This is a genomic window from Adlercreutzia sp. ZJ176 (assembly GCF_011038975.1).
GTDB lineage: Bacteria > Actinomycetota > Coriobacteriia > Coriobacteriales > Eggerthellaceae > CAAEEV01.
Map to the genome: position 1 here is coordinate 27618 of NZ_JAAKEC010000006.1, position 13691 is coordinate 41308.

Sequence of the window (13691 nt, forward strand, 5' to 3'; positions counted from 1 at the left end):
CGTGCACGTGACCATGGTGAAGGGGTTCTTCACCAGCATGGCGTCTTTGCTCGTCGCCCTGGCTTTGGGCGAGCCCCTTGTGGAGGAGGGCGCGCCGCAGCTTGTGGGGGTCGGTGTCGTCTCCTATGGGTTGAGTATCGTGCTCTATATCTGGGTGCACCGCTACATCGGCGCTGCGAGGACCGACAACTACTACGCCGTAGCGCCGTTTGTCGGCGTCATAGCCCCTTGGGCGATCTTAGACTTCGAGGCGCCCTCCTCTCTTCTTCGCCGTGCTCGCCCTGTCGATAGCGGGCTCGGTCCTCACCGGCATAGACGTCTCCAATGTGGCGTCCGAAGAGGTGAGCTCGGTCAAGGCGTAGGTCGGCGAAACGGCAGGCTCCGTGTTGAGCGTAGGGTAGCTGCTGGGCACGGTCCAACTCCCCAAACGGAAACGGTCCAACTCCCCAAAGACGCAGTATAACGGTACGAAAATGAAGCAAGGCAATAGGTCAGACTCTCATGCCAATCGCCGAGAAACCGGTCGATCCTGCGCTTCAAATACAGCCCGCAGGGAAAGAGGCTCTGGGGAAGACGCGACAGTTCTCAGGGGTAAATCTGTCGCCTGACCCGTATCGTCGTCATAGACATATACAGCGACGCGGTTGAGATACTGAGCCCAGGCTGGTTCATCAAAGGGCAGGATCCCGACAAGCACCTTTCTGGAGAGAGCAAGTCCTCCATTACCCGCAATCCGCTTATCTCGAAGACGCTCTACCGCTCAGGCGACATCGAGGCGTACGGCACCGACATCAAGCGCATCAAGGACTTGTGCGACGATGCCGGCATCGAGGTCGAGTATGTGCGTACGGTCGATGGGACCAATCTGGTGTTCCACAGAAACGATCCATTTGGGCAAAACGTGGTCGTAGGCGCATCGCCGGCTAACGAAACCGAGCATGAGACTGACCCAGCTGACCGACCCAGTACCGACCCAGTACCGACCCAGTTGACCGACCCAGTTGCTAGGCTGTGCGCCGTTCTGGCGGACGGGCCTCTCGGCATAAGCGAGGCTATGGGGTCTCTCGGGCTCTCGCAGAAACGCAATTTCAGGGAAAGGTATCTGAATCCGGCGCTTGAGCTGAATTGCATCGAGCGAACGATTCCAGACAAACCCAATAGCAGCAAGCAGAAATATAGGCTGACCGATAAGGGAAGGCAATACCTTCAAGAGGAGATTCGTAAGATCGGCGTCTAGCCCGCTGAGGTAATTTGCCCCAGCGGGTCACGTGCAACTCGTTGTCATCTCATGAGCTTGGGTTCGGTGAGACCCTGTGGCGTCTGGCTTAGTCTGGGGAACTCGTGGCTGACGTGAACGTGCAGGTCGCACGTGTCTGTGCTGTGGCCTCGCGTGCTCTCGGCAGGCGTTCTTTCCAGGCGGCTCCGTTTCGCCCATAATACAGCCATGAAGAGAGAAAGAGGGAAACTGCGTGCGGTTTTCCTTCGCGCGCTCGGCGTCTGTTCGCCCCAGGCGGGTGCGAAAGCGCTAGAATAGTGCGTCACCCCCTGAACCAGATCATGAGACGAACGCGAAGGAAGACGCCCATGCCCCTCGACCTCGACACCCTCAACGCCCCGCAGCGCGAGGCGGTGCTCACCACGGAAGGCCCGCTGCTCGTGCTGGCGGGCGCCGGCTCCGGTAAGACGCGCGTGCTCACGTTCCGCATTGCGCGCCTCATCGAGCAGGGCGTCTACCCGTGGCAGGTCCTGGCCATCACGTTCACCAACAAGGCCGCCACCGAGATGCGCGAGCGCCTCGGCGCGCTCGTGGGCCCGAGCGCGCGCGGCATGTGGGTGTCCACCTTCCACAGCATGTGCGTGCGCATCCTGCGCGCCGACGCCGAGCGGATCGGCTTCACCAAGAGCTTCACCATCTACGACACCGACGATCTGAAGCGCCTGTACAAGGAGATCATGGCCGAGCTCGACGTCGACCCGAAGCGCTTCCCCATAAACGCGCTCATGAACCGCATCTCGCAGGCGAAAAACGAGCTCGTGGTGCCCGGCGACTTCGAGAAGCAGGCCCTCGACCCGGTGGGGAAGGTGGCCGCGCGCGTGTACGCGCGCCTGCAGGAGCGCCTGCGCGCGGCGAACGCGTTCGACTTCGACGACCTGCTGCTCTACGCGTACCTGCTGCTGAAGAACAACCCCGACGTGCTCGACGCCTACCAGCAGCGCTTCCGCTACATCATGGTGGACGAGTACCAGGACACCAACCACGCGCAGTACGAGATCACCATGCTGCTGGCCGCCGCGCGTGGGAACATCATGGTGGTCGGCGACGACGACCAGTCCATCTACAGCTGGCGCGGGGCCGACCTGCGCAACATCCTCGAGTTCGAGAGCGACTTCCCCGAAGCGCACGTGGTGAAGCTCGAGCAGAACTACCGCAGCGTGGGCAACATCCTCGCCGCGGCGAACGCGGTCATCGCGAACAACCAGCACCGCAAGCAGAAGCGCCTGTTCACGGCCGCGGAGGACGGCGACAAGATCAACGTGTACATGGCCACCGACGAGCGCGACGAGGGCCGCTGGATCGCCGGCGAGATCGAGAAGCGCCGCGGCGAGGGCATGGGCTACGACGACATGGCCGTGTTCTACCGCACGAACGCCCAGTCGCGCATGCTCGAGGACATGCTGCTGCGCGCGGGCGTGCCTTACCGCATCGTGGGCGGCACGCGGTTCTTCGACCGCGCGGAGATCCGCGACGTCATGGCCTACCTCACGTTGGTGATCAACCCCGCCGACGACATCGCCGCCAAGCGCGTGATCAACGTGCCCAAGCGCGGCATCGGGCGCACGACCGTCGAGCGCATCGAGCAGTTCGCGCGCGAGATGGGCATGCCGTTTCTGGAGGCGTCCGAGCTTCTGATCGCCGATCCGGAGGTGCGCGCGTCGACGCGCAAGTCGGTGGGCGAGTTCGTGCAGCTCATCAAGACGGCGCGCACGTACTCGGGCGAGCTGCGCCGCGTGATCGAGATGATCGTCGACCAGGCGGGGCTCATCAGCGCGCTCGAGGCTGAGGGAACCGACGAGGCGCGCGGGCGCGTCGAGAACATCCAGGAGTTCTTGGGCGTGGTGGACGAGTTCGCCGAGACGCACGACGCTGATGACGCGGACTACGCGGCGCCCACGGCGGGCGCGCTGGCGGGCGCGAGTGCGCTGGCGGGCACGGGCGCGGGCTCGGGCTCGGGCGCGAGTGCGCTGGCGGACGCGGGCGCGGAATCCGCCGGCTCCGACCCTGCCGCCTCCCCCGACCCCGACGTCGAGCCGGTGCGCGTGCTGCGCGGCGACTCGCTCGCCGACTTCATCGAGTGGGTGCGCCTGCGCACCGACCTCGACACCGTCACCGAGGACGGGCACGCCGTCACGCTCATGACGGTGCACTCGTCGAAGGGCCTCGAGTTCGACTGCGTGTTCGTGGCCGGCATGGAGGAGACGCTGTTCCCGCACATGAACTCGGTGGGCGACGCGGCCTCGGTGGAGGAGGAGCGCCGCCTGGCGTACGTGGCCATCACGCGCGCCCGCAAGAAGCTCTTCCTCACGTGCGCCCAGCAGCGCCAGATCTTCGGCCAGACCTCGGCGAACCCCACGTCGCGCTTCGTCTCCGAGATCCCCTCCGAGCTGCGCCGCACCTCGGGCGTGGGCTCGGCGGGCTTCTCCGGCACGGGCTGGGAGAAGCGCGGAAGCCGCCGCGGCATCGCGGGGTCGGGCGCGGAGGCGGGCGAGGGGCGCGTGTTCGGGCGCTCGAGCGCGTCGGGCTCGGCGGGCCGCGCCGACCGGTCGCGCGCGGGGCGCTCGGGCCACGGCAGCTTCTCGTCGGGCGCGAATGCTGCGGCCTCGAGGAAGTCGGGAGCTGCGGCAACGTTTGCCGTGGGAGACGCCGTTGACCATAAAACGTTCGGTCGCGGCAAGGTGACCAGGGTCGATGGTGATACACTGCACGTCAAGTTCGCCAAGACCGGCCAGACCAAGAAGCTTCTCAAGGACTACGCGCCCATCGTGAAGATCGGCTAGCCTCGCCGGCTGCGAGCTGGGAATGACCAGATTCAACAAGGAGCACTGCATTGTCATCACCGGTTATCGTGGTTGGACACCGCAACCCTGACAACGACTCGATCTGCGCTGCCGTCGGCTACGCGTACCTGAAGAACGAGCTCGCCCGGCGCGAGGGACGCGCCGACGAGGTCACCTACCTGCCCGCCCGCCTGGGCCCCCTGCCGCCTGAGAGCGAGTGGGTGCTCGAGGCCAACGGCATCCCGGCCCCCAAGATCATCCCGCACGTGCACGCGCGCATCGCCGACGTCATGACCACCAACCTCGTGACCATCAGGCACGACGCCACGGTGCTCGAGGCGGGCCGCCTGCTGCGCCAGAACAACATCCGCTCGCTCGTGGTCACCAACGACGACGGCACCTTCCGCGGCCTCATCGCCACGCGCGCCATCGCGAACCGCTACATCTCGGCCACCGACCTGCTCGACGAGGGCGAGACGAACTCCATGGCCGTGGCGGCCTCGCTCATCGAGTCGCTCGGGCAGCGCGTGAGCGAGCTCACCGAGGAGAACGTGCTCGTGCTCGACGCGGAGGGCCTGCTCAAAGACGCCGTGGAGGACCTCATCTCAAGCGAGCTTCGCGAAGGCGTGGTCATCGACGACGACGGCTTCTGCATCGGCATCGTCACGCGCTCCGACATCGCCACGGGCCCGCGGCGCAGGGTCGTGCTCGTCGACCACAACGAGACGCGCCAGGCCGCGCCCGGCATCGAGGAGGCCGACGTGGTGGAGATCCTCGACCACCATCGCATCGCCGACGTGATGACCTCGAACCCCATCCAGTTTTTGAACCTGCCGGTGGGCTCGACGGCCACCATCGTCACCATGGAGTTCCGCAAGCACGGCGTGGAGATCCCGCGCGGCATCGCGGCGGTGCTGCTGTCGGCCATCATGACCGACACGGTGATCCTCAAGTCGCCCACGGCCACGCAGGTCGACCGCGACCAGGTGGCGTACCTGGCCGAGGTCATCGGCACCGACCCCACCGAGTTCGGCCTGCAGGTGTTCCGCACGCGCGGCGGCGAGGACGACATGCCGGTGAAGGATCTTGTTGAAGCTGACTCTAAGGAATTCCTGCTCGGCGACAAGACGGTGCTCATCGCGCAGCACGAGACGGTCGACCTGGCCGCCGTCATGAGCCGCGAGCAGGAGATCCGCGAGCACATGCGCTCCCTGCTGGAGGCGAACGGCTACGAGTTCGTGCTGCTCATGGTGACCGACATCGTGGCCGAGGGCAGCCAGTTCGTCTGCGAGGGCAACCGCCGCGTGGTGAATCGCGTGTTCGGCATCGAGTGCACGGGCGAGGGCGGCACCTGGATGCCCGGCATCCTCTCGCGCAAGAAGCAGGTTGCCGCGAAGATCCTCGGGTAGGGGAGCGTCGTCGTGAACCCCCAGCGCCTGCTCGACTCGTTTCTCGCCATGACCGCCGTAGAGAGCCCCTCGTGGCACGAGGCGGCGATGGCCGACTTCTGCGCGCGCGAGCTTGAGGGCATGGGCTTTGCCGTGGCGTTCGACGACTCGGGCGAAGAGACGGGCTCGGAGGTCGGCAACCTCATAGCGCACCTGCGCGGCACCGTGCCGGGGCACATCGCGTTCTCGGCCCACATGGACACGGTGGTGCCGTGCGCGGGCATCCGCCTGGTGATCGAGAGGCGCCCGGCGGCGGCGTGCGGCTACGAGGACGCCGAAGGGGAGGTCGAGGTCATCTGCTCGACGGGGGAGACGATCCTCTCGGCTGATGACAAGGCCGGCATCGCGGCCATCTTCGAAGGCGTGCGCGCCACGCTCGAGGCGGGTGCGCCCCGCCCCGACCTCACGGTGGTGCTCACCACCTGCGAGGAGCAGAGCCTGCTCGGCGCCTCCGCGCTCGCCCCCGACGTCTTCGCCCGCGCCGCCGTCCTGCCAGACGAACGAACGAATGTTTCACGTGAAACATTTTCGAATGGTGCGGCGCGCGCTGAGGCGGGCGAAGACGAGCGTGCCGTTGCGTGTGCTGGGGCAGATGGCGAAGCGGGCGGAAGTGCCGAAGAGCGCGCGAGCGCGGGTGCTGCGAGTGCAGGTGTCGAAGAGCACGCAAGCGTGAATGTCGCGAGCGCAGGTGCTGAAGAGCGCTCAAGCGCGAATGCTGCGAGCGCAAGCGCACGAACGAATGTTTCACGTGAAACACTTGCGGAACCCGATCTCGTGCCGTGCTTCGTGCTTGACGCCGACGGGCATCCGGGCTCCATCATCGTCGGCGCGCCCTTCCACTACACGCTGCGCGCTCGCTTCACGGGCCGCGCGGCGCACGCGGGCGTCGAGCCCGAGGCGGGCGCAAGCGCCATCCAGATGGCCGCGCATGCCGTGGCGGGCATGCCGCTCGGGCGCATCGACGAGCACACCACCGCCAACGTCGGTGTCGTCAGCGGCGGCGCGGCGGTGAACATCGTCCCTGAGATCTGCTGTGTCGAGGGGGAGTGCCGTTCGCTCTTCGAGGATCGCGTGAACGCCCAGCGAGACGCCATGACGCGCGCGTGCGAGGAGGCGGCGGCCCGCTTCGGCGGCACGGTTGAGGTGGACTGGACGGTCGATTACCCGGGCATCCTCTTCAGCGAGGACGCGCCCATCGTGTCCAGCCTGGTCAGGGCTGCGAAGGCGGCGGGCCTCACGCCGCGGCTCGCCCTGTCGGGCGGCGGCGCTGACGCCAACGTGCTCTCGACCAAGGGGGCCTGCGCCATCACGCTCGGCATCGGCATGACGAACTTCCACACCTGCGACGAGCACATCACCGTGCGCGATCTCGAAGGGTCCGCCCGCTACGTGGAGGCCGTCATCGCCGAGTACGCCTGCTGATCCGCGCTCGCTTCGCGCGTTCGCCTGTTCGCCCGCTCGCGCATTCGTCGCCGCTTGCCTTCATCTGTTCGCTCGCCCGTCCGTTCATTCGCTGTCATCCTCCCCTTGGTTCGCTAGGGCGTTGTCCCTCGGCGTGTTTTTCGAAACGCGTTCCGCAAAACACGCCGAAAGAGAGAGGGCGTGCGCCAGCCCGCCCGCCAGCCAGCCCCATCAGCCCGCAGTCGTTCGCATCCACACGCTCCCGCCAGCCCGCCGTTGCTCGCGCCCACGCGCCCGCCAGCTTGCCGTCGGGCGCATTTTTTCGCGAAAAAAATTCACATGGCGGCGGCGCGCCTCCTCGCAGGGCGCAAACCCTGCCTCTGACCTGCGCGTTTCCGCTCCCCGCGGTATGGATACTCCCGGGTGCGTGGCGTTTGACAAGCTGGCGAAAGGCGCATAATATACCACTTCGCGTCTCAAAGAGGCGCTTGTTTTCACGCACCTCGTCGCCGCTGTTTGTGAGGCGGCAGCGACGAGGGCATGCGGCCCCCAGCCCCGGGCGAAGGGCCGCAGTCGGTAGAAAAAGGAAGGAATGAGTCTTGCCTACTATTAACCAGTTGGTCCGCAAGGGCCGCAAGAAGACGGCTGACAAGTCCAAGACGCCGGCACTCAAGGGCAACCCGCAGAAGCGCGGCGTGTGCACTCGCGTGTACACCACCACGCCGAAGAAGCCGAACTCGGCTCTGCGCAAGGTCTGCCGTGTGCGCCTCGTCAACGGCATGGAAGTCACCGCCTACATCCCCGGTGAGGGCCACAACCTGCAGGAGCACTCCATGGTGCTCATCCGCGGCGGCCGTGTGAAGGACCTGCCTGGCGTTCGCTACAAGGTCATTCGCGCCGCCCTCGACTGCGCTTCGGTTGACAAGCGCCGTCAGGCTCGCAGCCGCTACGGCGCCAAGCGCCCCAAATAAGTAATCGCTAAGTCGCGCGGGCAGAAGAAGCGCCGCGCCGGCAGGAGGCCGGCGGCAGGCGAAGCCTAATGGGCCGAAGGAAAGCGGCCTCGAAGCGCGCAGAGGAAAAGGAGTTAGTACATGCCGCGTCGTGCAGCAGCAGTCCGTCGTGAAACCCAGCCGGACGCAAAGTACAACAACCGTCTCGTCACGCAGCTGATCAACAAGGTCCTGCTTGACGGCAAGAAGTCCATCGCCGAGGGCATCGTCTACGGTGCGTTCGACATCGTGGAGACCAAGACCGGCCAGGATCCGCTGTCCGTCTTCAAGAAGGCCATGGACAACGTGCGCCCCACGCTCGAGTGCAAGCCCAAGCGTGTCGGCGGCGCCACCTACCAGGTGCCGATGGAGGTCAACTCCCGTCGCGCCACCACGCTCGCCATTCGCTGGATCGTTGACTTCTCGCGCAAGCGCAAGGAGCACACCATGAAGGAGCGCCTCGCCAACGAGATCATCGACGCCTCCGAGAACACGGGCGCGTCCATCAAGAAGCGCGAGGACATGTACAAGATGGCCGAGGCAAACCGTGCCTTCTCGCACTACCGTTTCTAGGACAAGGTGAGAGTGAACATGGCAAAGATCGATCTGAGGGATACGCGCAACATCGGCATCATGGCCCACATCGACGCGGGCAAGACGACCACCACTGAGCGCATCCTCTACTACACAGGCAAGACTCACAAGATCGGCGAAGTCCACGACGGCGCCGCGACCATGGACTGGATGGTCCAGGAGCAGGAGCGCGGCGTGACCATCACCGCCGCCGCCACCACGTGCTTCTGGAAGTACCCCGGCGGCGCGGCTGACGGCAAGGAGTATCGCTTCCAGATCATCGACACCCCCGGCCACGTTGACTTCACCGCTGAGGTGGAGCGCTCCCTGCGCGTGCTCGACGGCACCGTCGCCGTGTTCGACGCCGTCGCCGGCGTGCAGCCCCAGTCCGAGACGGTCTGGCGCCAGGCCGAGCGCTACGGCGTTCCGCGCATCGCCTTCATCAACAAGTACGACCGCGTGGGCGCTGACTTCTTCCACGCCATCCAGACCATGCGCGACCGCCTCGACGCGAACGCCGTGGCCGCCCAGATCCCGATGGGCGCCGAGGACAAGTTCTGGGGCGTCATCGACCTGGTGACCATGACCGCGTGGGACTTCAAGGCCGACGACAAGGGCATGACCTACCCCGAGCCCATGGATGCCATCCCGGCCGAGTTCGCCGAAGACGCCGAGCTCTACCACCAGGAGCTCCTCGAGGCCGCCGCTGACTGCGACGACGACCTCATGGAGAAGGTCCTCATGGAGGAGGAGGTCACGGTCGAGGAGCTGAAGGCCGCCATCCGCAAGGGCGTCATCGCCTGCCAGATCAACCCCGTGTTCGTGGGCTCCGCCTACAAGAACAAGGGCGTGCAGGAGCTGCTCGACGCGGTGGTCGACTACATGCCGTCCCCGGTTGACATCCCGCCCATCAAGGGCACCAACCCCGACACCGGCGAGGAGGAGGAGCGCCCGGCCGACCCGAAGGCGCCGTTTGCCTCCCTGGCGTTCAAGATCATGACCGACCCCTACGTCGGCAAGCTCACCTACCTGCGCGTGTACTCGGGCAAGCTCGACTCCGGCAGCTACGTGGTCAACGCCGTCAAGGGCAAGAAGGAGCGCATCGGCCGCCTGCTGCAGATGCACTCCAACCAGCGCGTCGACATCGACGCCTGCTCCGCGGGCGACATCGTGGCCGTCGTGGGCCTCAAGGACACCTCCACGGGTGACTCCCTGTGCGCCGAGGACGCCCCCATCATCCTGGAGTCCATGGAGTTCGCTGACCCGGTCATCGACATCGCCGTCGAGCCGAAGACGAAGGCCGAGCAGGACAAGATGTCCATCGCCCTGCAGAAGCTCGCCGAGGAGGACCCGACGTTCCGCGTGTCCACCAACCACGAGACCGGCCAGACCATCATCGCCGGCATGGGCGAGCTGCACCTTGAGATCATCGTCGACCGCCTGCTGCGCGAGTTCAAGGTTGAGGCGAACGTGGGCAAGCCCCAGGTCGCCTACCGCGAGCGCCCGGGCAAGGAGGTCCTCAACGCCGAGGGCAAGTTCGTGCGCCAGTCCGGCGGCCGCGGCCAGTACGGCCACGCGGTCATCAACATGTACCCGCAGGAGCCGGGCGCGGGCTACGAGTTCGTCAACAAGATCGTGGGCGGCGTGGTCCCCAAGGAGTACATCCCGTCCATCGACAAGGGCATCCAGGAGGCGCTGAACTCCGGCGTCCTGGCCGGCTACCCGGTCGAGGACGTGAAGGTCGAGCTCATCGACGGCTCCTACCACGACGTCGACTCCTCCGAGGCTGCGTTCAAGGTTGCCGGCTCCATGGCCATCAAGGACGCGCTGCGCAAGTCCAACCCGGTCATCCTCGAGCCGGTCATGGCCGTCGAGGTCGAGACCCCCGAGGAGTACACCGGCTTCGTCATGGGCGACATCCCGAGCCGCCGCGGCATGATCCAGGGCCAGGAGAAGCGCGGCAACGCCAACGTGATCAGCGCGAAGGTGCCGCTCGGCAACATGTTCGGCTACGCCACCGACCTGCGTTCCGGCACTCAGGGTCGCGCGGTGTACACCATGCAGTTCGACTCCTACGAGCCGGTTCCCAAGAGCGTTCAGGAAGAAATCATCAGCAAGGCTGGCGGAAACGCGTAAGCGCCCCGCAACAGGCTAACTTTGGAGGTAAGGTAAGTGGCTAATCAAAAGATTCGCATCCGACTCAAGGGATACGATCATGAGATCGTGGATCAGTCCACGAAGCTCATCGTCGACACCGCCCAGAAGACGGGTGCCAAGGTTTCCGGTCCTATTCCGCTGCCGACGGAGCGCAACATGTACTGCGTCATCCGCTCGCCGCACGTCAACAAGGACTCTCGTGAGCAGTTCGAGATGCGCACGCACAAGCGCCTGATCGACATCCTCGAGCCGACCCCGAACACGGTCGACTCGCTGATGCGCCTCGATCTTCCTGCTGGCGTTGACATCGAGATCAAGCTGTAAGGGGGGTTGCTCGAACATGATTAACGCTATTTTTGGCAAGAAGATCGGCATGACCCAGATCTTCGCCGAGGACGACACCGTCGTCCCCGTGACGGTCATCCAGGCTGAGCCCAACGTGGTCTGCCAGGTGAAGACCGCTGAGACCGACGGCTACGAGGCTGTTCAGCTGGCGTTCGGCTACGTGAAGCCGCGCCGCGTCAACCGCCCCATGGCCGGTCACTTCGAGAAGCAGGGCATCGAGCCGAAGCGCTACCTGCGTGAGGTTCGCGTGGAGAACGCCGCCGACTACAAGGCGGGCGACCTGCAGACCGTGGCCGCGTTCGCCGACGTGAAGAAGGTGGACGTCCAGGGCACCTCGAAGGGCAAGGGCTTCGCCGGCGTCATGAAGCGCTGGGGCTTCCGCGGCGGCCCGGGCGGCCACGGCGCGCACTTCCATCGCGCTCCGGGTTCTGTGGGCCAGTGCGCCACGCCCTCCCGTGTGTTCAAGGGCCTCAAGCTCCCGGGCCACATGGGCTGCGACACCGTGACCGTGAAGAACCTCGAGGTCGTCCGCATCGACGAGGACCAGAACCTCATCCTGGTCAAGGGCGCGGTTCCGGGCGGCAAGAACGGCATCGTGCGCGTTCGCATGGCTTAAGTTCTCGTTTACGTTAAGGAGCTGCTAATACTATGACAACCATTGAGATCAAGGACGTGAAGGGCGCTGCAGCCGGCACCGCTGAGCTCGCAGAGTCCGTGTACGGCATCGAGCCGAACGTTCACGTCATGCACCACGTCGTCACGGCGCAGCGCGCCTCCTGGCGACAGGGCACCGCTAACACCCGCACCCGCGGCATGGTCCGCGGCGGCGGCAGGAAGCCGTGGCGCCAGAAGGGCACCGGCCGTGCTCGCCAGGGCACCATCCGCGCTCCCCAGTGGAAGGGCGGCGGCGTCGTGTTCGGCCCCCACACTCGTTCCTACGAGATGAAGGTCAACCGCAAGGAGGTCAAGCTGGCCATGCGCTCGGCGCTCTCCGCCAAGCTGGCTGACGGCGAGCTTATGATCGTGAAGGACTTCGGCTTCGAGAAGCCCCGCACCAAGGACGCCGTGGCGGCCCTGAAGGCGCTCGGCCTCGAGGGCAAGCGCATCACGCTCATCATCGGCAACGAGGATGTGGAGACGTTCCTGTCGTTCCGCAACATCCCCGAGGTGAACATCGTCCCCGTGGGTGACATCAACACCTACGAGCTCATTGACAACAAGGTGCTCGTGATCGTTGACACCTGCCTGGCTCGCATCGAGGAGGTGCTTGCATAATGAACAAGGATCCCCGCGAGGTCATCATCCGCCCCGTCATCACGGAGCACAGCTATGACATGATGGAGAAGAACACCTTCACCTTCGAGGTGGCCAAGGACGCCAACAAGGTGGAGATCCGCCAGGCCATCGAGGCCATCTTCGACGTGACGGTCACGAAGGTGAACACCCTCAACGTGAAGTCCAAGCCGAAGCGCCTGCGCGGCCCGATCGGCCGCACCCGCACCTGGAAGAAGGCCATGGTCACGCTGAAGGAAGGCGACACCATCGAGATCTTCGCCAGCTAAGGCGAGCGCAAGTGAGCGCCGCAGGGCGCGACATGAGCGCGACATAAGCGCAGCGAAGGGAGGCACCCGCGAGGGTGCCTCTTTTTTTGCGCGGGGGGATGCGGGCGTGTGGGCGCGAGCGGATTTGGGTGCGCAGCGCCCGGCGGCTTGGCGGCGCGGCGGGGAAGGACCTGGCGGCGCGGGCGCGGCGGCGCAGCTGGGGAGGGGCCCGGTGGCGCAGGTAGGGAGGGGCCCGGCGGCCCGACGCGGTTTTTCCGTGGGCGGGGGAGCGCAGGCGCATCCCTCGGCGGGCTGATCGTGTATCGTAAGGGAAGAGGACGAAGGGCAGAAGCCGGCTTGAGCCTTGAGGCGGCCGGCGAGGGCCGAGGACAGAGGGCCGAGGACAGTGGGCGAGGCTGCCGGCGGAAGCAGCCGGCGGCCGGCAGGAGCAGAGGCGAAGTGAGGAGCGCGGGGCGTGGCTTTCGTTGAGTTTCGCGAGGTGAGCAAGGTCTATCGCATGGGCGAGGTCGAGGTGGCCGCCGTCGACGGGATGAGCTTTGAGATCGAGCGCGGCGAGTTCGTGGTGGTGGTGGGGCCGTCGGGCGCCGGCAAGACCACGCTGCTCAACATGCTCGGCGGCATGGACGGCTGCACGAGCGGCTCCATCACGCTCGACGGGCGCGAGGTCAGCGGCATGGACGAGCGCGCGCTCACGCAGTACCGCCGGCTCGACATCGGCTTTGTGTTCCAGTTCTACAACCTCGTGCAGAACCTCACGGCGCGCGAGAACGTGGAGCTGGCGAGCCAGATCTGCCCCGAGCCGCTCGACGCTGACGAGGTGCTCGCCCAGGTGGGGCTCAGCCACCGCGCCGACAACTTCCCCGGGCAGCTCTCCGGCGGCGAGCAGCAGCGCGTGGCCATCGCCCGCGCGCTCGCGAAGAACCCCAAGCTGCTGCTGTGCGACGAGCCCACGGGCGCCCTCGACTACCAGACGGGCAAGGCCATCCTGGCGCTTCTGCAGGACACCTGCCGCGCCACGGGGCGCACCGTGGTGGTCATCACGCACAACTCCGCCTTCACGGCCATCGCTGACCGCGTGATCCACGTGCGCGAGGGGCGCGTGGCCGCCATGGAGACCAACGCGCACCCCGCCTCGGCCGAGACGCTCGAATGGTGAGGTC

General features: G+C 65.9%; 12 protein-coding genes. All 12 read left to right on the plus strand.

The genetic code is table 11. From position 1 onward, the window contains the following. Window positions 1-628 precede the first annotated feature (628 nt). The 12 genes from G7Y50_RS04310 to G7Y50_RS04365 all read left to right on the plus strand — a co-directional run bounded on the left by G7Y50_RS04310 (window position 629) and on the right by G7Y50_RS04365 (window position 13687). Window positions 629-1237: a Fic family protein gene (locus G7Y50_RS04310; protein WP_255464123.1), complete on the plus strand. Its 609-nt coding sequence runs from the start codon at window positions 629-631 to the stop codon at window positions 1235-1237. Window positions 1238-1584: 347 nt separating this feature from the next. Further along, on the plus strand, window positions 1585-4056 hold the full coding sequence (locus tag G7Y50_RS04315) for an ATP-dependent helicase (protein WP_165049704.1): 2472 nt from the start codon (window positions 1585-1587) through the stop codon (window positions 4054-4056). A gap of 50 nt (window positions 4057-4106) precedes the next feature. Continuing rightward, window positions 4107-5465, plus strand: a complete 1359-nt coding sequence (locus tag G7Y50_RS04320; RefSeq protein WP_165049729.1) for a putative manganese-dependent inorganic diphosphatase — start codon at window positions 4107-4109, stop codon at window positions 5463-5465. Between the two features lie 12 nt (window positions 5466-5477). Further along, window positions 5478-6926, plus strand: a complete 1449-nt coding sequence (locus G7Y50_RS04325) for a M20/M25/M40 family metallo-hydrolase (protein WP_165049754.1) — start codon at window positions 5478-5480, stop codon at window positions 6924-6926. A gap of 578 nt (window positions 6927-7504) precedes the next feature. Then, a complete protein-coding gene (gene rpsL, locus G7Y50_RS04330; protein WP_165049765.1) occupies window positions 7505-7876 on the plus strand; it encodes a 30S ribosomal protein S12 in 372 nt (123 codons plus the stop codon). Window positions 7877-7996: 120 nt separating this feature from the next. Next, window positions 7997-8467, plus strand: a complete 471-nt coding sequence (rpsG, locus tag G7Y50_RS04335; RefSeq protein WP_165049794.1) for a 30S ribosomal protein S7 — start codon at window positions 7997-7999, stop codon at window positions 8465-8467. Between the two features lie 18 nt (window positions 8468-8485). Continuing rightward, window positions 8486-10603 (plus strand): elongation factor G, encoded by a 2118-nt coding sequence (fusA, locus tag G7Y50_RS04340; protein WP_165049802.1) that lies wholly within the window; start codon window positions 8486-8488, stop codon window positions 10601-10603. A gap of 36 nt (window positions 10604-10639) precedes the next feature. Continuing rightward, window positions 10640-10948: a 30S ribosomal protein S10 gene (rpsJ, locus tag G7Y50_RS04345; RefSeq protein ID WP_102377598.1), complete on the plus strand. Its 309-nt coding sequence runs from the start codon at window positions 10640-10642 to the stop codon at window positions 10946-10948. A gap of 16 nt (window positions 10949-10964) precedes the next feature. Further along, window positions 10965-11585, plus strand: a complete 621-nt coding sequence (gene rplC / locus G7Y50_RS04350) for a 50S ribosomal protein L3 (RefSeq protein WP_165049810.1) — start codon at window positions 10965-10967, stop codon at window positions 11583-11585. 32 nt (window positions 11586-11617) lie between these two features. Continuing rightward, entirely contained in the window at window positions 11618-12244 is a 627-nt protein-coding gene (gene rplD / locus G7Y50_RS04355; RefSeq protein ID WP_165049817.1) for a 50S ribosomal protein L4, read from the plus strand. Continuing rightward, the gene (gene rplW, locus G7Y50_RS04360) at window positions 12244-12531 is read left to right on the plus strand and encodes a 50S ribosomal protein L23 (RefSeq protein ID WP_165049827.1); all 288 of its coding nucleotides are present in this window, start codon (window positions 12244-12246) and stop codon (window positions 12529-12531) included. Before rplD ends, rplW begins: the two co-directional genes overlap by 1 nt. Before the next feature lie 454 nt (window positions 12532-12985). Then, window positions 12986-13687: an ABC transporter ATP-binding protein gene (locus tag G7Y50_RS04365; RefSeq protein WP_165049832.1), complete on the plus strand. Its 702-nt coding sequence runs from the start codon at window positions 12986-12988 to the stop codon at window positions 13685-13687. The last annotated feature ends 4 nt before the right edge of the window (window positions 13688-13691 follow it).

Coding starts and splice junctions, on each gene's coding strand:
- G7Y50_RS04315 (WP_165049704.1), top strand. CDS start 1,585: ATGCCCCTCGACCTCGACACCCTCAACGCCCCGCAGCGCGAGGCGGTG.
- rpsG (WP_165049794.1), top strand. CDS start 7,997: ATGCCGCGTCGTGCAGCAGCAGTCCGTCGTGAAACCCAGCCGGACGCA.
- fusA (WP_165049802.1), top strand. CDS start 8,486: ATGGCAAAGATCGATCTGAGGGATACGCGCAACATCGGCATCATGGCC.
- rplC (WP_165049810.1), top strand. CDS start 10,965: ATGATTAACGCTATTTTTGGCAAGAAGATCGGCATGACCCAGATCTTC.
- rplD (WP_165049817.1), top strand. CDS start 11,618: ATGACAACCATTGAGATCAAGGACGTGAAGGGCGCTGCAGCCGGCACC.
- rplW (WP_165049827.1), top strand. CDS start 12,244: ATGAACAAGGATCCCCGCGAGGTCATCATCCGCCCCGTCATCACGGAG.